Genomic DNA, 25,378 nt, shown 5'->3' with positions numbered 1-25,378 from the left:
CGCTATACAATGGCCCGGCCCCCCAAGGAAGCGGAGAGCGCGGCGGCAACTCTTTTTCGCGCTTCGGCGGCGATCGCCTTGCGATCGAGATAATGCACGGGATCGAACGGCTCGAGAAAGCGGACCTTGACCGCAAAGCTGCGTCGCCGTTTGAGCATACGCACCGCATTCGCGTCGCCCGGCTCATCGCCCGTCCACGCGATCTGCTCGGCGGCCGCGCCATAATCGAGCAGCACGGGCTGGATCATCATCGGGCGCGGCGGGGGACACATGACGGCGAAGAGCGACGCCTTGAAGGGCAACAGCCCCTGGCCATTGCTCGTGGTGCCTTCGGGAAACACGGTGATCGGCTGATGCTCCTCCACCGCGGCGCGCACCGAATCGATCTGCGCGCCGACAGCCAGCCGGTCCGCGCGGGCGATGAACACGGTATTGTTGAGCTTGGCCAGCCACCCCACCAGCGGCGCATTCGCCAGACTGTCCTTGGAGACGAACGCCGTGCCGGTGGCGCCGGCCATCACCAAGATATCCAGCCAGCTCAGATGATTGGCAACGAAGAACACGTCATGCATGATCGGGTTGCCGACGTGCGTCACCCGCGCACCGCAAATACTGGCAACCGTGCCCAGAAAAAGGCGCGGCCAGGGCGAATGCCGGCGAAAGACTTTCCAGATGAAATGCGGCGGCAGGCAGAAGAGCAGAAGCGCGATCAGCGCCGCCAGCCGGCCGATCAGCAGCAGCGATCCGAGCGGATCAGCTCTTGCGATCGAGCGCGACGCCATAAAGCTCCATGCGATGATCGACCAGGCGGAAGCCCAGTTTCTCGGCGATCTGCTTCTGCAGCGCTTCGAGTTCGGGATCGACGAATTCGATCACATTGCCCGTTTCCACATCGATCAGATGATCGTGATGCGCTTCGGGCGCGGCTTCATAACGCGCACGGCCATCGCCGAAATCATGGCGTTCCAGGATGCCGGCCTCTTCGAAAAGGCGCACGGTGCGGTAAACGGTGGCGATCGAAATGCCCGGATCGATCGCGGCGGCGCGCTCGTGCAGTTTTTCGACATCGGGATGGTCTTCGGCCTCGGAAAGAACGCGCGCAATCACACGGCGCTGATCCGTAATCCGCAGGCCATTTTCATGGCAAAGGGCTTCGACGTCTATCTTGCGGCTCATGATTCTGGTGCTTTCAGCGATTGGTCCCAGGCATATGGGGAGAGCCTAACTCTATTTCGAGACCAGCGAAAGCCATGGCGGCAGGCGAGGGGCCTGCCGCCAGATTTTAGCTCAGCGCTTGCGACGCTTGGTGCCAAGACCGATCTTCTTGGCGAGCGTGCGGCGCTGCTCGGCATAGTTCGGCGCGACCATCGGATAGTCTGCGGGAAGGTTCCACTTCGCGCGATACTGTTCGGGGGTCATCTGATAATGCGTCATCAGATGCCGCTTGAGCATCTTCAGCTTTTTGCCGTCTTCAAGACAGACCACATAATCGGGCTTCACGGAAGAGCGGACGGAGACCGCTGGTTCCTGCTTCACTTCGACCACAGGCGGCGTGCCGCCAAGACCAGCAAGCGCGCCATGCACGTTCTGGATCAGCACTGGCAGGTCGGAGACTGCCACGCTGTTGTTGCTGACGTGCGCAGCGACGATATCGGCCGTGAGCGTGATCAGTGTTTCTGACAATTCATTCTGGTCGTCCATCTTAAGTCCTCTAACCCAAGGGGGTGGGGGAGCGGGGAGGAACCCCGCTTATTTGCGGAAGCAACTCCTTATGGAGCTAATTGCCGGTAACCGCAATCAATCGGACTGTCAAAAGAGGATGTTTCACAGAATCAAACTATAGCTATGGGCATCGTAAACGAGTCCATTCTTGCCCCGATAATAATCGCGCCGTTCACCGATCTTGATAAATCCTGTTTTTCTGTAAACTGTGATCGCCGGGTTGCACGAACGGACTTCCAGAAACATTCTGTCAATATTTCTGCGACGGGCTTCTTCGATAACGGCTCGCAATAACTTGTTGCCGATCCCGCGACTCTGATGCGACTTGTGTACCCCGATCAGCAGCAATTCGGCATCGCCGCCGCCCGACCGAGTTAGTGCGAAACCTAAGGGATTCCCGCGTTCTTCGGCCAGGAAGAGCCATGTGCCGGGCATACCCATGATCGCGTTGCACTGGCTGATCGTCCACGCTTCGCCATAAGCGGGATCGAAGGCGGATTGCATGATTTCGCCGACCGCGCCCAGAAATACGACATCGCCCTTCACGATCTCGATCTGGTCTTCGGTGTCGATGGTCACGGCGCGATCCTGATGCTGGGTGGCTTCGCATCGGGCGCGCGGCCATAAAGCGGTGTTGCGCGTTCAGAGCGCATATTTTCAGGAATCTTCATTGCATTTTTTGCGTCCGGATCGGAAGCGATGACCTCACCATGCCCCCGCGCGGCCACCAGGGCTTCCGCACCGGACCCCAATATAATGTGCTCGGCCACCGAATCACCTGCCGCTTCGGGCGTGAGAGACTTGAGATCTGACAAGGGGCGCATCGGGCCAGCCGCAAAGGATTGAACGAAGATCTGACCATGCCCCCCGTTGATCGCCACGGCAAGCGCGGGCGCGCCATCCGGCCAATCGCCCGCGGCGATCAACGCCAATGATGAAAATCCCTGCACCGGCGCTTTCCATCCCAGGCCCAGCCCGCGCGCCGCTGCCACCCCGACGCGCACGCCGGTGAAGCTGCCCGGCCCGCAATCGACCAGGATCAGATCGGCGCGGCCCTGATCCGGCAGCGCACCGATCATCGGAATCAAATGCTCGGCATGGCCACGGCCCACCACATCATGGTTATGCGCCAGCAATGTGCCATTTTGAAACAGCGCCACCGAGCAGGCCGCCGTGGCCGTTTCGATGACCAGAATCCGCAATGATCAAACCACGCTGTTGAAGCGATCGAAGCCCGGGCGGGGCAGGCGGCCGAAGATCGTGGACGGATCCCCATAGCCGAGCGTGCAGATGAAATTGGATTTTATCGCGGTGCCAGCAAAGAACGCTTCATCAACCGCTGCATTGTCGAAACCCGACATCGGTCCGGTATCGAGGCCGAGTGCGCGCGCCGCGATGATGAAATAGCCGCCTTGAAGCGAACTGTTGCGAAGAGCCGGAAGTTCGCGCGCGGCGGCATCGCCGAACCAATCCTTGGCTTCGGGGGCATGGGGGAAAAGATCGGGGATATGATCGTTGAAATTGATATCCGATCCGATGATGACCGTGACCGGCGCTGCCTGGATCTTGGGGCCGTTGGCACCGCTGGAGAGCGCCGCGAGCTTGTCCTTGGACTCCTGGCTGACGCACCACACAAACCGGGCCGGAAGCATGTTGGCCGATGTCGGCCCCATCTTGGTCAGTTCCCAGATCTGGTGAAGCTGGTCTTCGGAAACCGGTTTGTCGAGATAGCCGTTATACGTGCGGGCGCTGTTGAAGATCGTATCAAGCGCTTCAGTCGAAAGCGGCTGTCCCATGGTCGATTGTTCCTGTTTTGAGGCGTGACGGATCAGACGGCCTGAACGGCGGTCACTTCGGGCACATAATGTTTCAGCAGCGATTCGATGCCGTGTTTCAATGTGGCCGTTGATGACGGGCACCCTGCGCAGGCACCCTGCATCTTCAGATAGACCGTGCCCTTGTCGAACCCGCGATAGATGATGTCGCCGCCATCATTGGCCACGGCGGGGCGCACGCGGGTTTCGATCAATTCCTTGATCTGGACGATGACGTCCTCATCTTCGGGATCGTCCTGAAAATCACTTTCGGCGGCAACGCTGATGCCAGCGGCACTGCCGGCGCGGAACAGCGGCATATCGGCTGAAAAATGATCGAGCAGGATGGACAGCACATCGGGTTTCAGATCGAACCAGTTCGTGCCCGGCCCTGCGGTAACCGACACGAAATCGCTGCCGAAGAACACGCCTTCAACATCGCCCAGCGTAAAAAGGGCTTCGGCCAGGGGAGAGATTTCGGCGTCCTCGGGCGTGGCGAAATCGCGCGTGCCGCTGTCCATCACCTTGCGGCCGGGTATGAACTTGAGCGTCGCCGGATTGGGCGTGGTTTCGGTTTCGATCAGCATGGGACGCATGTGGGGCGAAACCCGCGCGGGATCAAGTGTGGGGCTGTGAAATGCAAGGTTTCAAAAAATGACACTGTCATTCCCGCGCAGGCGGGAATTGAGCTTATTCTTCTTTTGGATGCTTCAAGGAAAAGCGGGATTCCCGCGTTCGCGGGAATGACAGATATTCGTCTTCCCGAATTACTTCCGCACTTCACGGCTCAGCCGCGTCATCAGGATTGCGGCGCGCTTGGCCTGGCGGGCGAAGCTATCCAGATCGACAGTTTCGCCCGGCGCATGATCGCCCGTGCTGGAAGGCCCGAGGCCGACCAGCCCGTCCACATCGCTGGCCACGAAGGCGATATCGCCCGCGCCGCGCTTTAAGGGATCGAGCGCCGCCATTGCGGGCAGGCCGAGATCGCGGTTGACGTGGTTCAATTGGCCCAGCAGCGCGCGATTGCCATCCGTTGGCGCCATGGCGGGATAGCCATCCTGGCCAAAGGCGATCTCCGCTGTGGCACCGGGCGCGGGGCGCGCCACGATCGCGGCCATTTTCGTGCGGACGCGCGCGGTCTGCTCATCGCTCAACGTGCGCAGGTCGCCCCGCGCGATCGCGATTTCCGGCATAATGTTGGTCTTGCCCGATGCCGTCGCCTCGATCCCATTGGCGTCCAGCGTGGCGCGCGCGCCGCCGGTGATCAAGCCGACATTGTAGGTCAGATTGGGTTCAGGCAATTCCTTGCGGAAATCACTGACGAACCGGGCGAGTGCATAGATGGCACCATCGCCTGCGGCGTCGCTGAAAATCCGGCTCGAATGCCCGCCCGCGGCTTTCACGGTGATCGTCCAGGATGAACTGGATCGACGGGCGATGGAACCCATATCCTGGCCGCCCTCGATCGACAGCCCTTCGAAATCGAGCGCGACATCGGCGCGCTTGCCCGCCGCGATCAGGTCCGCGCGCGCCAAGGCCATGGGATCGCCCACATCTTCCTCGTCGCCGGTCAGCACGATCTCGATATCGGCATCCTTCAATGTGCCCGCCGCCTTCATAGCCTTCAACGCCATCAGCATCACGACCATGCCGCCCTTATCGTCCCCCGCGCCGGGGCCGACGCCCTTCGATCCCTTGCGTTCGAAGGTCTGAAACGGGGAGTTCGGCTCGAACACCGTATCGAGATGCCCGATCAGCAGCATCTTCTTGCCGCGGCCATTGCCCTTGTGCGTGGCCACGATATGCCCGGCGCGCTCGGCGGCCTCCATCGGGATCCATTGCACGGCAAATCCCAGCGGCTCCAGTTCGGCGCGCATCATTTCGCCGACCTTGGCGACGCCGGGCGCGTTCAGCGATCCGGAATTCTGGTTCACCAGCTTTTCGAGCAGGGCGATGGCGGGTTCCTGTTGCGCATCCACGGCCGCGGTCATCCTGCGCTCGACGGGCGACAATTGGGCGTAGGCGGGCAGGGTGGCGAGGGTGGCGATCAGGGCCAGTGCGATGCGGCGTTTCATGGCGGCCATAGTGCGGGACCGGGCCGACGGGGGCAAGGGGCGGGCGATCAGATGTCGCTGATCACCCGCTTCAGTCCGCGCAGACGCACGACGCGGCCGCCATCAAAGATCGGTGCTGCCATGAGGCGCACCCATCGGCGCTGTCCTGCAGGCGGACGAATGTTCACGTCCAGCGTGAAGCCGCGCCGGTGCTTGATCGCATAGGCGCGCAGCCGCTCCATCGCGGCGCGCGAATGCTCCAGATATAAGGCCACCGTTTCCGCGCGGGATATCGCCGCGCCGCGCGGCAATCCGAACACGTCATACACTTCGGCCGACCATGTGAGCGCATTATTGCTCAGGTCGCATTCCCATAGGCCGATACCGCGCGCGGCGAGCGTCGGTTCATCGATGTCATGCCCCGAAGGATCGCCATCATAGAGGCAGCCGAGATCGAAGCGCTGATCGGCAGCGAGAAGGAGCGGCCAGCTATGATTGAGTTCCAAAGGTTCGATGGGCTGCAAAGCGTAGGCTCTCCGGGGGGCTGAACAGGATTAGGACGGATATCCTAACAGCGCATAAACCAGCGATCGGGAAGAGCAAAAATAGCTAATGCAATCCTTCAAGCCACGCGCCGATCATCGCTTGCCCGGCGCTGACCACGGCCGGGCCGCGCTCATCATATTCGCGGCGCAGCGCTCTCGGGCACAGGCCCAGCGCATCCAGGCTTTCGTGCGAGGATTCGATCCAAGCGTCGATACGGGGATCGATCCCCATTTCGGCGTGGAATTGCAGCGCGAGCAAAGAGGATCCGCGGCGGAAGGCCTGGTGCGGATATCGGGCGGAGCGCGCGAGCCATTCGGTGTGCGCGGGCAGATCGAAAGTATCCCCATGCCAATGAAGCACGGGCATATCCTCCAGATGCGCCAGCGGCGTTCCGGCACCATGATCCGTCAATGCAATCGGGTGAAAACCGATTTCCTTGGCCGGGCCGGGATAGACGTCCGCGCCCAAAGCCGCCGCCACCATCTGCGCGCCGAGGCACACGCCAAGGGTGGGACGGTCCGCCTCCAGCCTTTCGGCCAGTCGTTCAATCTCATGCGCGATCCACGGATTTTTGGCGCGTTCGTAAACGCCCATTGGGCCACCCATCAGGATGACGAGATCGGGGGAAACCAGATCAGCATCGGAAAAGGCGGGATCGCATACATCGATCCGGCTGATCTCATATCCCGCTTGTTCGACGGGATCACGAAAACCCGCGATCCCCTCATAGGGCACATGCCGGACGATGAGGGCTGTCTTGCTCACGCGCCTTTTATTGCAGGGGGATGACGCAATATCAAAATGCTTATTCTATCCCGCCAGTAGAAAAAGGTTTCCGCAACCACCGGCCTTGCTTTCGCCACGTTTCTGCGTCATAGGCCGCTGCAGCGCACAAGGCCGGTGATCCGGCCACGACATAATGGCAGCGTGAACGCCCGGATTAAACCGGGACCGGCCATATCCGTTGCGCTTTTCCCCAGGCTTCCCTTTTCACGCGGGTCGTCACTGAACCCCCGCGGTTCGTGCGCTCCCGTTTACGTGTGCGTGCGCCTCGCAAATTTGTGAGTATACACATTGACTAAATTTACAGACCTTGGCCTTGCCGAGCCCCTTATCAAGGCACTCGCTTCCAAGGGTTATGAAAACCCCACGCCGATTCAGGTGCAATCGATCCCGCCGCTGCTGGAAGGCCGCGATCTTTGCGGCATCGCGCAGACCGGTACGGGCAAGACCGCCGCGTTCGCGCTGCCGTCGCTGGATTATTTCCACAAGAACCCCAAGCCCAGCCCGCTCGGTTCATGCCGTATGCTGGTGCTGTCCCCCACCCGCGAGCTGGCCAGCCAGATCGCCGCATCGTTCCGCGAATATGGTCGCTTCATGCGCCTGTCCGTTGAAACCGTGTTCGGCGGCGTGCCGATCGGCAAGCAGATCAACCGGATGAAGGCGGGCGTCGATATTCTCGTCGCAACGCCCGGGCGCCTGCTCGATCTGATCGAACAGCGCGCGCTGCATCTGCGCGATGTGGAAATCTTCGTGCTCGACGAAGCCGATCAGATGATGGATCTGGGCTTTATCGTGCCGCTGAAGCGCATAGACAAGATGCTGCCTACCAAGCGCCAGAGCCTGTTCTTCTCGGCAACGATGCCCAAGGCGATTTCCGAACTGGGTGATCGCTTCCTGCGTGATCCCGTGAAGGTTTCCGTCGCCCCGGTGTCGTCGACGGCTGAGCGCGTGCGTCAATATGTCACCATGGTCAATGGCAAGGAAAAGCAGGCCTTGCTCACCTTGACGCTGCAGAATGACAATATCGAACGCGCGCTGATCTTCACGCGTACCAAGCATGGCGCTGACCGCGTCGTGAAGAATCTCCAGGCCGCCAACATTGCCTCGGCGGCGATCCACGGCAACAAGAGCCAGCCGCAGCGCACCGCGGCACTCGGCGCATTTCGCAAGGGCGAGATCAAATATCTCGTCGCCACTGATATCGCGGCGCGCGGCATCGACGTTCCCGGCGTGAGCCATGTGTTCAACTTCGAAATGCCCAATGTGCCCGAGCAATATGTTCACCGTATTGGCCGCACCGCGCGCGCCGGTGCCGAGGGCGTGTCGATCAGCTATGTCGATGGCGAGGAAAAGAACTGGCTGCGCCAGATCGAACGCCTCACCGGCGTGAAGCTGGAGCAGATTCCTCTGCCCGAGAATTTCCTGGCCGAAGCGGCGAAGCTGCCCAAGGCTGCGCCCTCCACCCGCAGCGAAAATCCGCCGCGGCGCAATGCGCAGCCCCGTCAGGGCGAGCGTCGCCAGGATGGCGGACGCGGTGCTCCCGGCGGTGGTGCGGATGGCAAGCCCAAGCGCTCCTTCCGCCCCCGCGGGCCGGTCGGCGCGCATAAGGGTGCCGTGAAGAAGTTCGGCAGCCGGTAACACCTGACTCCCCTCCACGTCTTCGTGGAGGGGCTGGGGGTGTCTCTTCTTTCAATAGGGAAGGGGCCACCCCCGGCCCCTCCAGCAAAGGCTGGAAGGGGCGTTAAATAAATCCGTTCGGGCTGAGCCTGTCGAAGCCTTTTCCTTCTTACGATCTAGAAGAAGGACAAGGCTTCGACAGGCTCAGCCCGAATGGCGTTTGAGGCCAGGCCGCAGATCAGCCCAGACGGCATCGGACGCCCCGGCCTTTTCCTTATGGCCTCGTTCATGTTCGGCCTGTAGAACCGGCTGTATGAAGTTCCTTTATTGGCGTTTCGCGCCGCTCGCCCTCATTTCCCTGATCGCAGCGCCCGCACTGGCCACGGTCGTTTTGTCCACGACCCCCGTGGCGAAGGAAGCGCCCGCCAGCGCGGCGCCCGCCAAGCAGCAGTCGGCGGAAACCCCCTGGCTCTACCTCAACAGCGATGTGCCGCAGCAGAAGGAGTGGCTGTTCGGCACGCTTCCCAATGGCGTGCGTTATGCGATCCGCAAAAACGGCGTGCCGCCCGGTCAGGTGTCGGTGCGCGTGCGGATCGATGCGGGATCGCTGATGGAAGATGATGGCGAGCAGGGCTTCGCGCATTTTCTGGAGCATCTGTCGTTTCGCGGATCGAAGGAAGTGCCCGAGGGTGAGTCCAAACGCGCGTGGCAGCGGCTGGGCGTGACTTTCGGCAGCGACAGCAATGCCTCCACCACTGCGACCGAGACAGTCTACAAGCTCGATTTGCCCAACGCCAAGGAAGCCGGGCTGGACGAGAGCCTGAACATATTGGCGAGCATGATGGAATCGCCCAATATCATCGACAGCACCGTCAGCGCCGAGCGCGCGGTGGTGATGGCGGAGCAGCGCGAAGCCTTTGGCGCGGCGGTGAAGATCGGTGACGCATCGCGCGAGACTTTTTTCTCCGGCCAGAAACTCGCCAAGCGATCGACCATCGGCACGGTGGAAACGCTCACCGGCGCGACGGCTGCTGGATTGCAGGCCTTTCACGATCGCTGGTATCGCCCCGAACGGGCCGTGGTGGTGATTTCGGGCGATATGGATCCGGCGCTGATGGAAGGCATGGTGAAAAAGCATTTCGCCTCATGGAAAGGCACCGGCCCCAATCCCGCCGATCCCGATTTCGGCCAGCCCGATCCGAACGCGCCCGTGTCCGCCGCGATCGTCGAGCCGAGCTTTCCGGGCATCGTCCAGATCGGCATCCTGCGCCCCTGGGCACCCGTCGCCGATACCATCGTGTATAATGAAGGGCTGATGATCGAGGCGATTGCGCTGCGCATCATCAATCGCCGCCTGGAAACGCGCGCCCGCGTGGGCGGCAGCTATCTTCAGGCCGCGGTGGAACAGGAGGACAGCTCACGCTCGGCGGACACCACCACGGTATCCATTTTTCCGATCGGCGATGACTGGCAGGCCGCGGTGCGCGATGTGCGCGCCGTGATCGACGACGCCACCACCAATGCGCCGGCGCAGGCGGATATCGACCGGGAAGTGAATGAATTCGATCTGGCATTGCTCAATACGCTGGAGAATGAGGCGGCCGAGCCCGGATCGAAGCAGGCCGACGATCTGGTGCGTGCCGTCGACATCTGTGAGACCGTGACGACCTCCCAAGGCGCGCTGGATATTTTCCGCGGGGCCAAGCGGCTGTTCACGCCCGAGCAGATGCTGACCGCTACCAAGCGGCTGATGCAGGGCAGTGTGCCGCCACGCATCCTGCTGACAACGCCCAAGCCGGTGGAGAATGCCGCCGCGCTCGCCGCAACCGCGCTGACCGAGAATGTGAGCAGCCTCGCCGCGAACACCAAGGCGCGCGATGTGACCTTCGCCGATCTGCCCCGGCTCGGCACGCCCGCCAAGGTGGTCAAGCGCTCGATGCTGGATTCGATCGCGATCGAAACCGTGGAACTGTCCAACGGCGTGAAATTGATCCTGTTTCCCAATGCCGGCGAGCCGGGCAAGATCTATGTCTCGGCGCGTTTCGGCAATGGCTATCAGGCGCTGCCGCGCGACAAGCCCTCGCTCGCCTGGACCGGCGGCATGGCGATGGTGCCCAGCGGGATCGGCAAGCTGGGCATCGAAGAACTCGACGCGCTCTCCAACGGCCGCAAGATCAATCTGGGTTTCGATATCACCGAGGATGCGTTCGTATTGGGCGGGGAAACCCGCGCGGTCGATCTGGCCGACCAATTGAAGCTGATGGCGGCCAAGCTCAAGAAGCCGGGCTGGGATCCAGCGCCGGTGATCCGGGCGCGTGCGCAGATGCTGGCGGGCTACGAGATCATGAACGGCGCGCCGGGCTCCGTGCTCCAGCGCGATCTGGACGCGCTGGTGCGGGGCGGCGATCCGCGCTGGGCCACGCCGAGCAGGGACGAGATTGCTGCGCTGACGCCCAAGGCATTTCGCAAATTCTGGAAACCGATCCTGAAAACAGGGCCGATCGAGGTCCAGATTTTCGGCGATTTCAAGGCCGAGGACGCGATCGAGGCCGCGCGCCAGAGTTTTGGCGCGCTCCGGCTGCGCAAGCCCGCCAAGATCATCGGTGAGAATGCGTTGACGGGGATCCCGGTGCACAATGATGCGCCCGTGATGCGCACGCATAAAGGCCCGCCCGATCAGGCGGCGGCCGTGCTGGCCTGGCCCACGGGTGGGGGCGTGGAGAATATCGCCGAAGCGCGGCGGCTCGAAGTGCTGGCGGCGATCTTCAACGATCGCCTGTTTGATAAGCTGCGGTCCGAAGCGGGTGCGAGCTACAGCCCCAGCGTCTCCAGCCAATGGCCGACGGGCATGGCCAATGGTGGCTATCTGATGGTGCTGGGCCAGTTGAAGCCCGGCGGCACGGATCAGTTCTTCAAGCTCAGCCGGGAGATTGCCGCCGATCTCGCCACGACGCTGGTGGAGCCCGACGAGCTTGCCCGCGCTCTCGGGCCGATCAAGCAATATTACATGCGCGCGAGCACGGGCAATCAATTCTGGTTGCGCGAAACGGCGGGATCGACGCGCAATCCGCAAAAGATCGACGCGATGGAAAGTCTGGCCTCGGATTTGCTCAGGATTACTCCCCAAGACGTGCAGGCGATGGCGCAACGCTATCTGGGAGCGGACAAGAGCTGGTCGATGGTGGTGCTGCCGGAAACGAAGGCGGCTGATGTAGGGGCGGTGCTAACGCCGGCGCGTTAATCCAGATGCCAGTAACCGTTAGTCCCGAGCGAAGTCGAGGGACGTGGTGTCAGGCTCCATGTCCCTCGACTCCGCGCGGGACAAACGGATTTCGGGGGTGTCTCATTCCATCGGTGGATATCGCTCGAACGCGGGCAGCGCATGGGCATTTTCCATCCAGCCGATCCGGTCGGCCGTCTGGATATGCACTTGTGCGGCGACCGCATCGGGATTGTCGTAAGTGGCGCTCTGAATGTCCACGATGCCCGGCAGCATGACGGTATTGATATAGAAAAGGCCCGTGCCGCAATGGCCGCAGAATTGGCGGCGGCCGTTTTCGGACGAGGTGTAAGTGACGGGATCGCCTTGCGTCACCGTCAGCGCGGCTTCGGGATACATGGTCCAGCCTACCATCGGCGCGCCGGCGCAGCGCTGACAATCGCGGCAATGGCACAGCGCGTGGTTGAGGGCGTCGCCGCTCACCTCATAGCGGATCGCGCCGCAGTGACAGCCGCCAGTATTCTTTTCCATCTCCATGCCCTCCGTTTCAGGCTGAAATCTGATCGATCCAGTCCTGCAGATTATAGTGATTGGTGATGCGCGTGATCCGGTTGCCGCCGATCTCGAAAAACGCGCCGACGCGCAGCCGGTAGCGCTGGCCGCGCGCGGCGGGCAGATCGCCATCGGTTTTCAGATATTTGCCATCCAGAAAGAATTCCGCCGACGCATGATTTTCCGCCGGAGAATAGAGGATGAGCGGATCGGCGACATGTTCCTTGTAGCAGCGGTTCATGTGATCCAGAAATTCGCGGAACGGGCCGATCCCCGCGCGCGGCTTGCCCTGACAGGGCTCGTGGATCACGCGCTCGTCCAGCAAGGCAAGCATCCCCTCCACATCGCCATGATTGAACGCATGATAATAGGATTCGATGATTCCGGTCATGAGCAGCACTCCTTGACGCGATGATATCGGCAAGCGCGGGCGATGTCATAGGGAAAGGCGGCACCGCCGCATGATATCGGGACAGCCCGCTGCGGATTCGGGGTGTCGTCAGCCGTTTCCCAGCCAGCCGATGAAGGGCTGGCCGGGAGGATGGGATCACAGCACGTATTTGCTCAGATCGGTATCACGCGCGATGGCGGAGAGTTGTTTCTCGACATAAGCGGCGTCCACAACCAGCGTTTCGCCCTGACGGTCTTCGGCTTCGAAGCTGACTTCCTCCAGCAGCTTTTCCATCACCGTCTGAAGCCGGCGCGCGCCGATATTCTCGATCTGGCCATTCACTTCCGCGGCGATCCGCGCCACCGCCTTGATGCCGTCTTCAGTGAAGCTCACCGTGACGCCCTCGGTCGCGATCAGCGCCTTATATTGCTCGGGCAGCGAGGCTTTCGTGTCAGACAGTATGCGGACGAAATCGCTTTCGTCCAGCGCCTTCAATTCAACGCGGATCGGCAGGCGGCCCTGCAATTCCGGGAGAAGATCACTCGGCTTGGCCACATGGAATGCACCCGATGCGATGAAGAGGATATGATCGGTCTTCATCGGGCCGTATTTGGTGGAGACCGTGGTGCCTTCGATCAGCGGCAGCAGATCGCGCTGCACGCCTTCACGGCTGACGGAGCCGCCGCGGCCGTCCGAAATCGCGATCTTGTCGATCTCGTCAAGGAAGACGATGCCATTGGCTTCGGCGTCCGCCAGAGCCGAACGGCTGACCTCATCCTGATCGAGACGCTTGTCGGCTTCTTCCTCGACCAATTTCGCCCAAGCGGCGCGGACATTCATCTTGCGGCGTTTGAGCGGTGCGCCACCACCCAATTTTCCCATGATCTCTGACAGGTTGATCATGCCGACCTGACCGCCTTGGCCCGGAATTTCAAAGGGTGTGGCGGGCGCTGCCTCCAGTTCGATCTCGATCTCTGTCTGTTCGAGATGGCCATCGGTGAAGCGCTGGCGAAAGGCGGAACGTGTCGCTTCGCTGGCGTCCTTGCCGGTCAGCGCATCGAGCAGGCGGCCCATGGCGGCGTCTTCGGCTTTGTCCTTCACGGCCAGGCGACGGCGTTCACGTTCGAGGCGGATCGCCTCCTCCACCAGATCGCGCGCGATCTGCTCCACATCGCGGCCGACATAGCCGACCTCGGTGAATTTGGTGGCTTCCACCTTTACGAACGGCGCATCGGCGAGCTTGGCCAGACGGCGGCTGATCTCGGTCTTGCCGCAGCCGGTCGGCCCGATCATCAGAATGTTCTTGGGCGTCACCTCGTCGCGCAGATCATCGCCGAGTTGCTGGCGCCGCCAGCGGTTGCGCATGGCCACGGCGACGGCGCGCTTGGCGTCCTTCTGGCCGATGATATGCGCGTCGAGGGCGGCGACGATGGCTTTGGGGGTCAGGGTTTCGTTCATTCTGTGCATTTCTCTCTCTGTGTCATCCCCGCGAAGGCGGGGATCCAGCGACTGGGTGCGCGACTCTGGATTCCCGCCTTCGCGGGAATGACACTTTGTTTTTTGAAGATCAGTTGACGCTGTCCATCGTCTCGATCGTGAGCTGGTCATTGGTGAACACGCAGACGTCAGCGGCGATCGCCATCGCCTTGCGGCAGATCACTTCGGGATCGGCTTCGTACTCGACCAACGCGCGCGCCGCGGCCAGCGCGAAATTGCCGCCCGATCCGATGGAGGCCACGCCGCCCACGGGTTCGAGCACATCGCCATTGCCGGTCAGGATCAGCGTCACCTCCTTGTCCGCCACGATCATCATCGCTTCCAGATTGCGGAGAAATTTGTCCGTCCGCCAGTCTTTCGCCAGCTCGACCGCGGCGCGCAGCAGCACGCCATGATGCTGCTCCAGCTTGCGTTCCAGCCGTTCGAACAGGGTGAAGGCGTCGGCCGTGGCGCCGGCAAAACCGCCGATCACCGATCCGTCGCCCAGGCGGCGGACCTTGCGGGCATTCGGCTTCATCACCGTATTGCCCATCGAAACCTGGCCGTCACCGGCGATCACCACCTTGCCGCCCTTGCGGACGGACAGGATCGTCGTGCCATGCCATTTGGGTAAATCGCTCAATTCAAATCCCCGCTATGCCGTGTGGAGCGCGATATGGGATGGCGGCCGGCGGACCGCAAGCAGGGGCGAATGATGCACGCCCTGCCGAAATGTGCGGCGCTGCCACCAAAACTGATATATGATCGTTCCCGTCGGGCCTTTGGAGAGGTTTCCCCCCGCGCTGCTGAAACCCGAATTGGGAGGTTGCGAATGGCGTTTTTCCAAGATGAGACGGGCTTTCCGCCCGGTTACACGATCCTGCTGGTGGAGGATGATCCACTGGTGGCGAGGGTCGCTTCGGATCAGCTCGAGTCGATCGGCTGCACCGTGGCGCACATTGCCGCCAGTGCCGAGGCGGCGATCCGCTGGATCGATGCCGACGGCGACGTGGATATGGTGTTTTCCGATATCGTAATGCCGGGCATGAACGGCGTGGCGCTGGCCACCTATCTGGCCGAACGCCGCCCCGAAATCAGCGTGCTGCTCACCACGGGCTATGGATCGTCCTTGTTGCAGGAGCAGGCGCGGCAATTCCAGGTGATCGGCAAACCGTGGCAAAGCGCGGATGTGGCGCTGGCGATCGGCGGGATGGCGGGTAAGCCCGTGATGCAGCAGCCGGTTTTGCGGGCGTAATTCGTCAATAAAACCGTTTGTCCCGAGCGCAGTCGAGGGACGCGGGAGCTGTCACCACGTCCCTCGACTGCGCTCGGGACAAACGGGGGAGGGAACATCACGCAATTGGCGTTACGCCGCCTCCAATTGCTCCAGCTTTTCGCTCGCGTTCATCCAGGCCGCCTCGGCGGTTTCAAGCGCCTGCTCGATCCGGCCGCGTTCCTGCATCAAGGCACTCATCGAGAGCTTCGAATCCGCGGGCGTGGCGGTGGACGGATCGAACATCGCGCGCTCGATTTCCGAGCGGCGATCGGTGAGGCGCTTCACTTCGGCCTCGGCGGTCTTCACCGCGTCGCGGACGGCCTTATTCTGTTCACGCGCGGCCGCGGCGGCCTTGCGCGCGTCCTTGGAAGAGACCTTGGGGCCGGATTTGCCGCCGGACGGGCCTTTGCCCAGGATCATGTCGGTATAATCATCGAGCGAACCCGAATATTCCTGCGCGGTGCCGTTATCGACCAGCACCAGTCGGTCCGCGGTCAGTTCAAGCATGTGGCGGTCATGGCTGACCAGCACCACGGCCCCCGAATATTCGTTGAGCGCCTGCACCAGGGCTTCGCGCGAATCCACATCCAGATGGTTCGTCGGTTCATCGAGGATCAGCATGTGCGGAGCTTCGCGGGTGATCAGCGCCAGCGCCAGCCGCGCGCGCTCCCCGCCGGAGAGTTTGCCGACCAGGGTGGTGGCCTTGTCGCCGGAGAAACCGAACCGGCCGAGCTGACCGCGCACCGCGCCCGGCGTGGCGCCCTTCATCAACCGGCTCATATGCTCGATCGGCGTATCGGTGCCGTCCAGCTCTTCCACCTGATATTGGGTGAAATAGCCGACCTTCATCTTGCCGGACGCGTTCATCTCGCCCGCCATCGGGGAAAGCTGGGCCGCGATCAGGCGCGCCAGCGTGGTCTTGCCATTGCCGTTGCGGCCGAGCAGCGCAACCCGGTCGGTCGGGTCGATGCGGATGTTCACCCGCTCCAGTATCGGATTGCCCTCGGTATAGCCGACGCTGGCCATATCCATGGTCACCAGCGGCGGGCGCAGTTCGTCGGGATTGGGGAAATCGAAGCTGAGCGAAGGGTCTTCGGCCATCGCCGCGATGGGAGACATTTTGGCCAGCGCCTTCTGGCGGGATTGCGCCTGTTTCGCGGTGGAGGCGCGGGCGCTGTTCTTCGCGATATATTCTTGCAGCTTGGCGCGCTGGTTCGCTTGCGCCGCGCGGGCGGATTCGAGCTGCGCCATGCGCTCGGCGCGCTGCTTTTCGAACGCGTCATAGCCGCCGACGTAGAGCGTGCACTTGCCGCCTTCCAGATGGAGGATGTGATCGACCACATTGTTGAGCAGATCGCGCTCATGGCTGATGACGACCATCGTCGAGCGATAGGATTTGAGGAAATTCTCCAGCCACAGAGTCGCTTCGAGATCGAGATGGTTCGAAGGCTCATCGAGCAGCAAAAGGTCGGGCTCGGAAAAGAGCAGAGCGGCCAGAGCGACGCGCATCTTCCAGCCGCCCGAATAGCTGTCCAGCGGACGATGCTGCATTTCCTCGTCGAAACCGAGGCCGACCAGGATACGCGCGGCGCGGGCCGGGGCTGCATGGGCGTCGATCGCGATCAGCCGCTCGTGGATTTCCCCGATGCGGTGATGATCCTCCACCGTCTCGGATTCGGCCATCAGCGCCGCGCGCTCGACGTCGGCCGCCAGCACGGTCTCGAACGGGGTGGACGTGCCTGAGGGCGCTTCCTGCGCGATATAGCCGATGCGACTGCCGCGCGGCATCTCGATCGAGCCATTGTCCGGCTCGCCCGTGCCCGCGATGATCTTCATCAGCGTGGACTTGCCAGCCCCATTGCGACCGATCAGGCCGACACGGCTGCGCGGCGGCAGCGACGCCGTGGCACTGTCCAAGATGAGGCGCCCGCCCAGGCGCACGGTGATTCCCGAGATTGAAAGCATGGCGGGCCGATAGCAGGAGAAGCGGGGTTCGTCACGTCTATGATTGTGCAGGTGCGAAGGGCGCTTGATCCTCACCGTTTGGAGTCAGGGTGAGAACCCCTATTTCTCCAGTCCCTTCATCTTTCCCCATTGCCGCGCTGCGGTGTAGCCCAGATAGCCGGTGCCGAAGAGCGCGTAGAGCGGTTCGGGAATGCCGGCGAGATAGGCGTTCATGCCATGGGCGATGTCCTGCGCCATTTCGGGGCGGGCGGCGGCGATCAGGCCCATGGGGATCGCCCAGAGCAAAAGGACATACATGACATAGAGGAAGCTCGGTCGCGCCCGGCTGGTCCAGGGATCGGCCGATTGCGCCTCCGCGATGATCGCCGCCATCTGCGTGCGCAGCGCCTCCATCTCCTGGCTGCCTTCCAGCTTGAGCAGTTCGAGCTTGGCGCGGTCCCGCGCTTCGGGGTCCGGGATGATCTTGTCGATCAATTTGGCGATGGGGCCGATGATACCGTCGATGATGGACATATTGGGTCTCCTGGATGAGGAAAGGTTCAGCCGATCCGGTTGGCGAGCCAGCCATAGAGAAACGCTTCATTGGCCGGCCGCTGCTCCGCCAGGCGCAGATAGCGTTCGCCTTGCAACGCCTCGATCGCCTTCATCAGCACGCTTTCGCCCGAAGGCCCGCGCCGGGCCATGAAAGCGACGAGCGCCTTTTCGGTGGCGGCGTCGATCGCCGTGCCTGCCGCGACGTCGGCGAAATCGGATGCGCCGCGGTTGAGCGCGTTCAGCGCGCGCTGGAGAAAGCTGACCGCGATCGCCGGCCCCATGTTGACGCCGGTGTCGAACAGTTCGGCGGCGACCCGGGGCGCATGACTCGCCACGCGCTCGAAACCGGGGCGGAGCCAATAGATGCGGCGATAGATGGCCACGGCCTCGGCGCGTGGGAAATGACGCATGTCGCCGCCAAACCCATGCGCGCGCGCCGTGTTTTGCGTGATCCCCCAGCGGGTGGGGCCGCCTTTGTCCGCCGGATGATTGGAATAACCGCCCTCGCGGCCGATCACCTCTTCGATCAGGGAATCAACGTCCATGCGAATCTCCATTGTTCATGTTTTGTTCTTTGTCGAAGATGTAACTGATTTGGTTAGCTGTAGGACAGCGGAAATTTTCCGAGACGCAGCTCATCGCGTGGCTCAGCGGCACACTTATACAAACGGGCAGCTTCTGCTGCCCGTGTAACGATCCAAGATGCCTGGTATCTCTGGTCGGGACGACAGGATTCGAACCTGCGACCCCCACACCCCCAGTGTGGTGCGCTACCAGGCTGCGCTACGTCCCGACCGAGGCGCGCGCTTTACGGGCATGTGCGGCGCGTTGCAAGCGGCCTTCTCCGATTCTCTGCAAAGGCGCGTTCAATTGATGCCGGACCAAGCAAAAGTTGATTACGACCCCTTGAACATGATAGTCGCCCGCCTCTCATAAGGGGCTGCTCGTCGCGGCTCCTTTCATCCTCTCTTTTTGCGGGTAACGGCACATCATGTTTATCACTCCAGCCTATGCACAGACCGCGGGCGCGGCTTCGGGCGGCAGCACGGCATTCCTGGTGCAGATGGCGCCGCTTGTCCTGATCTTCATCATCTTCTGGTTCCTGCTGATCCGTCCGCAGCAAAAGCGGATGAAAGACCATGCCGCCAAGGTGGCCGCGGTGCAGAAGAACGACCAGGTGGTCACGTCCGGCGGGATCATCGGCAAGGTGACCAAGGTGGATAACGACATCGCCGAAGTGGAAATCGCCACCGGCGTGAAGGTGAAGGTGGTCAAGTCCACGCTTTCCGATGTGACCCCCGCCGGCGGCAGCCGCCCGGCCAACGATTGATTTCAAGCATATGCTGCCTCTCGATTTCCCGCGGTGGAAGATCTGGGCCACTTGGGCCACGATCGTCATCTGCTGCCTGTTCTCCGTCCCCAGCTTCATTCCCAAGGAGCAGACCGCAGGATGGCCCGCCATCTTCCAGACCCGGTTCAACCTGGGTCTCGATCTTTCGGGCGGCAGTCATATCCTGCTTGAGGCGGACACCGCCGACGTCGCGAAATCGCGGCTGGAACAGATGGACCAGATCGTGCGCACCGAAATGCGGCGTGGCGATCCCAAGATCGATATCGGCGAAGTCTCGCTGCAGAATGGCAGCCTGTCGTTCATGGTGCGCGATGTCACCAAGGTGGACGCGGCCGTTGAGCGGCTGCGCGCGCAGACCCGCGGCGTCGGCGTCACCGGCCAGCGTGACTGGGATATCCGCGTTCAGGACAGCAACCGCGTCGTCGTGACCCCCACCAAGGCGGGCATCGACCAGGCGACCGACGAAGCGCTGGATACGGCGCGCGATGTGGTGCGCAAGCGCATCGATCCCGACGGCACCAAGGAAGTGACCGTGATCCGGCAGGGCAGCAACCGCATCGTGGTGCAGGTGCCCGGATTGCAGGATCCCGAAGGCTTGAAGGCGCTGCTGGGCAAGACCGCCAAGCTGGAATTCAAGCTGGTCGATCTGAACGCGGATCCCGCGCAGGTGGCGCAGGGCCGCGCGCCCGTGGGCAGCCAGGTGCTGCCGATGGTGGAAGGCGGGTTCATCGCGGTGAAGCGCCAGGTGATGGTGAGCGGCGACGAACTGACCGACGCCTATCAGAGCCTTGACGAGAATGGCGCGCCCGATGTCGTGATCAAGTTCAACGGGCAGGGCGGGCGCAAATTTGCGCGCGTCACGCAGGAAAACGTGCAGAAGCCTTTCGCGATCATCCTCGATAATCAGGTGCTCTCGGCCCCGAACATCAATGAACCGATTCTGGGCGGCACGGCCTCCATCTCGGGCAATTACACCGTTGATTCGGCCAATCAGCTCGCCATTCAGCTTCGTTCGGGCAAATTGCCCGTGGCGCTCAAAGTGGTGCAGGAATCGACGGTCGGCCCCGATCTGGGTGCCGATTCGATTCGCAAGGGCGTGATCGCGGGCACCGTGGCGACGCTGGCCGTGGTGCTCTTCATGATGATCACCTATATGCGCTTCGGGGTTTATACCACCGCGGCTCTGGTGGTGAACGGGTTCATGATCCTGGGCATCATGGCGATCTTCAATGCCACGCTGACCTTGCCCGGCATCGCTGGCTTCGTGCTGACAATCGGCGCGGCAGTGGACGCCAACGTGCTGATCAACGAACGCATCCGCGAAGAGCAGGCCAAGGGACGCGCGCCGATGCAGGCGTCCGAATTCGGCTATAAGGAAGCCAGCCGCGCGATTTTCGATGCGAACATCACCAATGTGATCTCCGCGGTGATCATGTTCACTTTCGGATCCGGCCCGATCCGCGGCTTTGCTGTGGTGCTGGCGATCGGCATCGTGACATCGGTGTTTACCGGCGTGACCTTCACCCGTCTGCTCGTGGCAGGCTGGCTGAAGCGCAACCGGCCGAAGGAGATCGTGATCTGATGACGATCGGTCTCCCCCATCTCGTCATTCCTGCGCATGCGGGAATCCCGCTTCTTCTGTCTGATACTTCCCGGAAAAACGGGATTCCCGCTCTCGCGGGAATGACAGGGGAAGTGTCAATCGCTCAAGGCTTTGTTCCATGCGCCCGCTGAAACTCGTACCCGACAATACCAATATCCCGTTCCTGAAATATCGGAACGTGGCGATGAGCTTTTCCATCCTGCTGATCGTGGCCTCGCTCGCGCTGGTCGCGATCCGGGGCTTCAATCTGGGCATCGATTTCGTCGGTGGACAGATGGTGCGCGTCACCTTTGCGCAGCCCGTGGGGATCGAGGATCTGCGCGCCAAGATTGATACGCTGGGGCAGGGCGAGGCGACGATCCAGCAATTCAGCCCGAATGAAGTCTCGATCCGCACCCAGCTTCCCGATGGCGGCGAAGCCGCGGCAAATGAGGCGGCCAGCGGCATCCGCTCGGTGGTGCAAAAGGCCTATCCCGGCGCGAAATTCGGCGAAGTGGAGAGCGTTTCCGGGCAGGTTTCGAAGGAATTGTTCAGCTCGGGTGCTTGGGCGCTGGGTCTCGCGATGCTCGGTATCGCGCTCTATATCTGGTTTCGCTTCGAATGGCAGTTCGGCATCGGCGCGTTGTTCGCGCTGTTTCATGACGTGGCGCTGACGCTGGGTTTCTTTGCGCTGACCCAGTTGGAATTCGATCTGAACGTGGTCGCGGCGGTACTCACGATCATCGGCTATTCGCTGAACGACACCATCGTCGTCTATGACCGCATCCGTGAAAATCTGCGCAAATATCGCAAGATGGACATTTATTCGCTGCTCGATCTGTCGATCAACGAAACCCTGTCCCGCACGGTGGTCACCTCGCTGTCTCTGATCATCGCGCTGACGGTGCTGCTGGTGCTTGGACCCGATGTGATCTTCGGCTTCACCGCGGCGATGCTGCTGGGCATCGGCATCGGCACATTCTCGTCGGTCTATGTGTCTGCCGCGATCCTGCTCTGGCTGAAGCTGGGGCCGGACAGTTTCGTGCCGGCGGGGGATGACAAGGGCGGCAATAAGGGCGGCGAACGGACCGCGCCGCGCGCCGCCGATCCCAATCAGGGTGCCGTGCCCTGAGCGCACGCTTCGATCGTGAAAAGGCCGGAATCGGTCCGGCGGTCACCGGTTTCGCGGGCACCGGATTCAGGATCGACGGCCAAGTCTATCAGGCGGCCTTGCTGACGCCCGAGCGGGTCGAAGGCTGGGATGTACCCGCTCTGAGCGCTCTGGCCGAGACGGATGTCGCGGCGTTGCTGGCGCTGGACCCCGCGCCCGAATTCGTGCTGATTGGCACGGGCGCGACGATGGCACGCCCGCCACGCGCATTCGTTGCCGCTATGGAAGCGCGCGGCATCGGTGTGGAAGCGATGGACAGTCGCGCCGCCGCACGCGCCTGGGCCGTGCTGCGCGGCGAGGAACGCTGGATCGCGGCGGCGCTAATGCCGCTTGATGCCTGACAGGTGATCGAACAATAGACGCGTGTTTTCCGCCCAGGTGAAGCGTTCAGCGGCCTTGCGCACCGCGAACGGATCGGGGGGATGCGTCAGGATTTGCGCGATCGCGCCTGCCACGGCGAGCGGGGTGCGCGGCACGATGCGCCCGGCCTCCGGGCGATCCATCAATTCCTGCGCGCCGCCCACATCCGAAATCACGATCGGCGTGCCGCAGGCGAGCGCCTCCACCCAGGCATTGGCCAGTCCTTCCGATTCCGAAGGCAGCGCCATGACATCGGCGGCGGCAAACAGATCAGGCAGCGTTTCATGCGGCAGATTGCCGAGGAAATGGACGCGGCCCGCCACGCGATGTTCGCGCGCCAGCGTTTCCAGCGCGCCGCGATGCGGACCTTGCCCGGCCAGCGCCAGCGTCGCATTGGGCAGGCCGACCAGCGCCTCGATCAGCAGCCCCTGACCCTTGCGCGGGATCAGCGCGCCCACCGAGGCAATCAGATGCCCCTCAAAGCCCATGGCGGCCTTCAGCGCCGCGCGATCGCCTGGCTTGAAACGATCGAGATCGACACCGGTATAATGCACGCGGATATGGTCGCCAGGCAGGCCGATCGCGATCATGTCGCGCTTCATCGCCTGGCTCACCGCGAGCAGGCCATCGGCCGCGAGACCGGCTTCGCGCACTTCATTCGCTGTCCAGCGCTGACGGCCCCAATAATGGATATCGGCACCGCGCGCCTTGATCGAGAGCGGGAGATCGAGCGCGCGCGCGATCCGCATCGCGGCTGGGCCGTCGGGAAAGAAGAATTCGGCATCGATGACGTCGAACGGCTTTTCCGCATGGAGCCGCCGGACGAGCGGCAGCACGGCGCGGCTCATTAGCGCGGCGCTGGAGAGGCCATTGCCGCCGGGAATGATCGGAAAGCGGGGCCGATGGACCGTGAGGCCATGCCATTGCTGCTGATGCGGCAGCGTCGAAAGCGCACGGTAACGCGCGTGGCGCGCCAAGGGCCAGGGCGGAATGCCGAGCGGCGCGATCACTGTGAGATCGACATCGGCGCGCGCTGCCAGCTCGATCGTCTGCCGTTCCACGAACACGCCGAAGACTGGCCGGCTGGCATCCGGGAAGAGCGATGCAAGGGTGAGCACGCGAAGCATACTAAGCTTTATAGCGCGTTTGGCATTAATCGCGCATTATATGATCGGCTTCAGCCGCTGAGCACATTCACCCGCCGAGCGAGGGGGTAGGCAAAGAGCATATCGGCATCCGCCGACGCCTCCAGCACGACCTTGCCCTCCAGCGCCCAGCACTCCCCGGCGTGCCACGCCTGCCCGTCAAGCGCGCCATGGCCCGTAAGCGGCACGAACCAGCCCGGCGTATCTGCGGGCAGCGAGATCGTTCCCGCGCTGACGCTCCAGCGCTCCAGCACGAATTTCGGCCCTTCGGCCAATATCGTGCGGCGATCATCGACGATCTCGGGCTGGAAATTGGGGACGAACGGCACCGCATCGGAGACTTTCACGCCTTCATCCAGATGCAATTCGCGCGGCCGGCCGTAATCATAAAGCCGGTAGGTGAGGTCCACATTCTGCTGCACCTCCACCACGGTGATTCCGGCGCCGATCGCATGGACGGTGCGGGCGGGTGAATAATAGACGTCGCCCGCCTTCACCGGTTTCCAGTCGACAAGCTGCTCGATGCTGCCATCCAGCGCCGCGGCGCGCAGATGCGCCTGATCGATCGGCTGGTGCGTGCCGATGGCGATGGTCGAATCGGGTTCGGCGGCCAGGATCACCCAGGCCTCATCCTTGCCGCGGTCATAGCCGGCGGCACGCGCGGACTCGTCGTCGGGATGCACCTGGATCGAGAGCTTTTCGGAGGTGAAGAGATATTTGACGAGCAGTTCGGGCGCGGCGTCGCCCTCGTCCTGAAACCAGATTTCGCCTATCGGATCGGCCCCGGGTGCCGGATCGGCGAAGCCGGGCCACAGGCTATGGCGGCCCCATGGCTTTTCCACCCGGTGTGTTTTCAGGCGTTTGACGCTCATTCCTGTCTCCCTATGCAACAGACTATGGGGAATGCTGCGACGCGGCAAGCGTTCCGGACGAACGGCAGAAATCGTACAGCAAACAGCCATGACTTCCGCGCTTGGCGAAGGCGGATTGCTCCGCTAGAACGCCGCCCATGCGTATCCCAGCCCCCAAATCCGTTGCCCTGCTCCTCGTGGCGGCCATCGCCCTTCCTCTGGCCGGTTGCGCCGGATCGAAGAGCAAAGCCGATACGGCCTATGTCGCGCGTGACGTGAACACGCTCTATAATGCGGCGAAGAACCGGCTGGACCGCGGGCAATATAAGCTCGCCGCGGCACTGTTCGACGAGGTGGAGCGCCAGCATCCCTATTCGCCCTGGGCGCGCCGTGCGCAGCTCATGAGTGCGTTCAGCTATTATGCGGCCAAGGATTATACTGCCTCCATTCAGTCGTCGCAGCGTTTCCTGGCGATCCATCCAGGCAATAAGGACGCGCCTTATGCCTATTATCTGATCGCGCTCGATTATTACGAGCAGATGACCGATGTCACCCGCGATCAGAAGATCACGCAACAGGCGCTGGCGGCGCTGGGCGAACTCATCCGTCGTTATCCCGATACGCGCTATGCCGCCGATGCGCGGCTGAAGGTGGATCTGGTGAACGATCACCTCGCCGGCAAGGAAATGGAAGTCGGCCGTTTCTATCAGCGGCGTAGTCAGTGGCTCGCGGCCTCGATCCGCTTCCGCTCCGTGGTGGATGAATATCAGACGACCAGCCATGCGCCCGAGGCGCTGATGCGGCTGACCGAATCGTATCTCGCCATGGGCGTGCCCGAAGAAGCCAAAAAGTCCGCCGCGGTGCTGGGCAAGAATTATCCGGGCACCAAATGGTATGAGCGGGCCTATAGCCTGATGCAAAAGCACGGTGGGGCTTGATCTGTTTTTGTTCCATTTCTGCGCTGGCGG

At 62.3% G+C, this 25,378-nt stretch carries 27 protein-coding genes and 1 tRNA gene; 8 read left to right on the top strand and 20 right to left on the bottom strand.

Going from position 1 to position 25,378, the window contains the following annotated elements; genetic code table 11:
• Positions 1-2: 2 nt before the first annotated feature.
• From FHS49_RS11085 to FHS49_RS11040, 10 genes are all read right to left on the bottom strand, one after another.
• Positions 3-782: a lysophospholipid acyltransferase family protein gene (locus tag FHS49_RS11085; protein WP_184018360.1), complete on the bottom strand. Its 780-nt coding sequence runs from the start codon at positions 780-782 to the stop codon at positions 3-5.
• The gene (locus FHS49_RS11080) at positions 754-1,176 is read right to left on the bottom strand and encodes a Fur family transcriptional regulator (protein ID WP_184018358.1); all 423 of its coding nucleotides are present in this window, start codon (positions 1,174-1,176) and stop codon (positions 754-756) included. The genes FHS49_RS11085 and FHS49_RS11080 overlap by 29 nt, the downstream gene beginning before the upstream one ends.
• Before the next feature lie 111 nt (positions 1,177-1,287).
• A complete protein-coding gene (locus FHS49_RS11075; RefSeq protein ID WP_184018356.1) occupies positions 1,288-1,701 on the bottom strand; it encodes a Ros/MucR family transcriptional regulator in 414 nt (137 codons plus the stop codon).
• A gap of 123 nt (positions 1,702-1,824) precedes the next feature.
• Positions 1,825-2,301 (bottom strand): GNAT family N-acetyltransferase, encoded by a 477-nt coding sequence (locus tag FHS49_RS11070; RefSeq protein WP_343052966.1) that lies wholly within the window; start codon positions 2,299-2,301, stop codon positions 1,825-1,827.
• Positions 2,298-2,924, bottom strand: a complete 627-nt coding sequence (gene tsaB / locus FHS49_RS11065; RefSeq protein ID WP_184018354.1) for a tRNA (adenosine(37)-N6)-threonylcarbamoyltransferase complex dimerization subunit type 1 TsaB — start codon at positions 2,922-2,924, stop codon at positions 2,298-2,300. Before tsaB ends, FHS49_RS11070 begins: the two co-directional genes overlap by 4 nt.
• Before the next feature lie 3 nt (positions 2,925-2,927).
• Positions 2,928-3,518, bottom strand: a complete 591-nt coding sequence (locus FHS49_RS11060) for a malonic semialdehyde reductase (protein ID WP_184018352.1) — start codon at positions 3,516-3,518, stop codon at positions 2,928-2,930.
• A gap of 32 nt (positions 3,519-3,550) precedes the next feature.
• Positions 3,551-4,123, bottom strand: coding sequence for a NifU family protein (locus FHS49_RS11055; protein WP_184018350.1), 573 nt, complete (start codon positions 4,121-4,123; stop codon positions 3,551-3,553).
• A 180-nt stretch (positions 4,124-4,303) separates the two neighbouring features.
• The gene (locus FHS49_RS11050; protein ID WP_184018348.1) at positions 4,304-5,611 is read right to left on the bottom strand and encodes a M20/M25/M40 family metallo-hydrolase; all 1,308 of its coding nucleotides are present in this window, start codon (positions 5,609-5,611) and stop codon (positions 4,304-4,306) included.
• Positions 5,612-5,658: 47 nt separating this feature from the next.
• Positions 5,659-6,096 (bottom strand): hypothetical protein, encoded by a 438-nt coding sequence (locus tag FHS49_RS11045; protein WP_246350578.1) that lies wholly within the window; start codon positions 6,094-6,096, stop codon positions 5,659-5,661.
• A 103-nt stretch (positions 6,097-6,199) separates the two neighbouring features.
• Entirely contained in the window at positions 6,200-6,901 is a 702-nt protein-coding gene (locus tag FHS49_RS11040) for a glutamine amidotransferase (protein ID WP_184018344.1), read from the bottom strand.
• Positions 6,902-7,210: 309 nt separating this feature from the next.
• Between FHS49_RS11040 and FHS49_RS11035 the strand changes: the two genes are divergently transcribed.
• Positions 7,211-8,557 (top strand): DEAD/DEAH box helicase, encoded by a 1,347-nt coding sequence (locus FHS49_RS11035; RefSeq protein WP_184018343.1) that lies wholly within the window; start codon positions 7,211-7,213, stop codon positions 8,555-8,557.
• 292 nt (positions 8,558-8,849) lie between these two features.
• Positions 8,850-11,777, top strand: coding sequence for a M16 family metallopeptidase (locus FHS49_RS11030; protein ID WP_184018341.1), 2,928 nt, complete (start codon positions 8,850-8,852; stop codon positions 11,775-11,777).
• Positions 11,778-11,879: 102 nt separating this feature from the next.
• Here the strand turns inward: FHS49_RS11030 and FHS49_RS11025 are convergent, their stop codons facing one another.
• The 4 genes from FHS49_RS11025 to hslV form a co-directional block, all read right to left on the bottom strand.
• Complete coding sequence (locus FHS49_RS11025) at positions 11,880-12,287, bottom strand: GFA family protein (RefSeq protein WP_184018339.1); 408 nt, start codon at positions 12,285-12,287, stop codon at positions 11,880-11,882.
• Between the two features lie 16 nt (positions 12,288-12,303).
• Positions 12,304-12,699: a nuclear transport factor 2 family protein gene (locus FHS49_RS11020; protein ID WP_184018337.1), complete on the bottom strand. Its 396-nt coding sequence runs from the start codon at positions 12,697-12,699 to the stop codon at positions 12,304-12,306.
• A 156-nt stretch (positions 12,700-12,855) separates the two neighbouring features.
• Positions 12,856-14,157, bottom strand: coding sequence for an ATP-dependent protease ATPase subunit HslU (gene hslU, locus FHS49_RS11015; RefSeq protein ID WP_184018335.1), 1,302 nt, complete (start codon positions 14,155-14,157; stop codon positions 12,856-12,858).
• Between the two features lie 109 nt (positions 14,158-14,266).
• Positions 14,267-14,818: an ATP-dependent protease subunit HslV gene (gene hslV / locus FHS49_RS11010; RefSeq protein WP_184018333.1), complete on the bottom strand. Its 552-nt coding sequence runs from the start codon at positions 14,816-14,818 to the stop codon at positions 14,267-14,269.
• A 189-nt stretch (positions 14,819-15,007) separates the two neighbouring features.
• Here hslV and FHS49_RS11005 point away from each other — a divergent pair, with 189 nt between their 5' ends.
• Positions 15,008-15,430 (top strand): response regulator, encoded by a 423-nt coding sequence (locus FHS49_RS11005; RefSeq protein ID WP_184018331.1) that lies wholly within the window; start codon positions 15,008-15,010, stop codon positions 15,428-15,430.
• Between the two features lie 111 nt (positions 15,431-15,541).
• On the opposite strand, the gene FHS49_RS11000 is transcribed toward FHS49_RS11005, so the two are convergent.
• The 4 genes from FHS49_RS11000 to FHS49_RS10985 all read right to left on the bottom strand — a co-directional run bounded on the left by FHS49_RS11000 (position 15,542) and on the right by FHS49_RS10985 (position 18,743).
• Complete coding sequence (locus FHS49_RS11000) at positions 15,542-17,416, bottom strand: ABC-F family ATP-binding cassette domain-containing protein (protein WP_184018329.1); 1,875 nt, start codon at positions 17,414-17,416, stop codon at positions 15,542-15,544.
• Between the two features lie 99 nt (positions 17,417-17,515).
• The gene (locus FHS49_RS10995) at positions 17,516-17,929 is read right to left on the bottom strand and encodes a holin family protein (protein WP_184018327.1); all 414 of its coding nucleotides are present in this window, start codon (positions 17,927-17,929) and stop codon (positions 17,516-17,518) included.
• A 26-nt stretch (positions 17,930-17,955) separates the two neighbouring features.
• Positions 17,956-18,495, bottom strand: a complete 540-nt coding sequence (locus FHS49_RS10990; protein WP_184018324.1) for a glycoside hydrolase family 108 protein — start codon at positions 18,493-18,495, stop codon at positions 17,956-17,958.
• Positions 18,496-18,666: 171 nt separating this feature from the next.
• Positions 18,667-18,743, bottom strand: a tRNA-Pro gene (locus tag FHS49_RS10985).
• Between the two features lie 198 nt (positions 18,744-18,941).
• Between FHS49_RS10985 and yajC the strand changes: the two genes are divergently transcribed.
• From yajC to FHS49_RS10965, 4 genes are all read left to right on the top strand, one after another.
• A complete protein-coding gene (gene yajC, locus FHS49_RS10980) occupies positions 18,942-19,280 on the top strand; it encodes a preprotein translocase subunit YajC (RefSeq protein WP_184018322.1) in 339 nt (112 codons plus the stop codon).
• 10 nt (positions 19,281-19,290) lie between these two features.
• Positions 19,291-20,883: a protein translocase subunit SecD gene (gene secD / locus FHS49_RS10975; protein ID WP_184018321.1), complete on the top strand. Its 1,593-nt coding sequence runs from the start codon at positions 19,291-19,293 to the stop codon at positions 20,881-20,883.
• 139 nt (positions 20,884-21,022) lie between these two features.
• The gene (gene secF / locus FHS49_RS10970) at positions 21,023-22,015 is read left to right on the top strand and encodes a protein translocase subunit SecF (RefSeq protein WP_184018319.1); all 993 of its coding nucleotides are present in this window, start codon (positions 21,023-21,025) and stop codon (positions 22,013-22,015) included.
• 98 nt (positions 22,016-22,113) lie between these two features.
• A complete protein-coding gene (locus FHS49_RS10965) occupies positions 22,114-22,395 on the top strand; it encodes an MTH938/NDUFAF3 family protein (RefSeq protein ID WP_343052965.1) in 282 nt (93 codons plus the stop codon).
• Here FHS49_RS10965 and FHS49_RS10960 read toward each other — a convergent pair.
• Together FHS49_RS10960 and FHS49_RS10955 are read right to left on the bottom strand one after the other, a co-directional pair.
• Entirely contained in the window at positions 22,375-23,541 is a 1,167-nt protein-coding gene (locus tag FHS49_RS10960; RefSeq protein WP_184018317.1) for a glycosyltransferase, read from the bottom strand. The two genes, FHS49_RS10965 and FHS49_RS10960, sit on opposite strands and share 21 nt — an antisense overlap.
• Before the next feature lie 50 nt (positions 23,542-23,591).
• Positions 23,592-24,431: a class I mannose-6-phosphate isomerase gene (locus FHS49_RS10955; RefSeq protein WP_184018315.1), complete on the bottom strand. Its 840-nt coding sequence runs from the start codon at positions 24,429-24,431 to the stop codon at positions 23,592-23,594.
• Between the two features lie 137 nt (positions 24,432-24,568).
• Between FHS49_RS10955 and FHS49_RS10950 the strand changes: the two genes are divergently transcribed.
• A complete protein-coding gene (locus FHS49_RS10950; protein WP_184018313.1) occupies positions 24,569-25,348 on the top strand; it encodes an outer membrane protein assembly factor BamD in 780 nt (259 codons plus the stop codon).
• Positions 25,349-25,378 lie beyond the last annotated feature (30 nt).

The organism is Sphingobium boeckii (assembly GCF_014199215.1).
Classification (GTDB): domain Bacteria; phylum Pseudomonadota; class Alphaproteobacteria; order Sphingomonadales; family Sphingomonadaceae; genus Sphingobium_A; species Sphingobium_A boeckii.
Note: the sequence above shows the minus strand (reverse complement) of the source record. Positions and strands in the feature narration are given on the sequence as shown.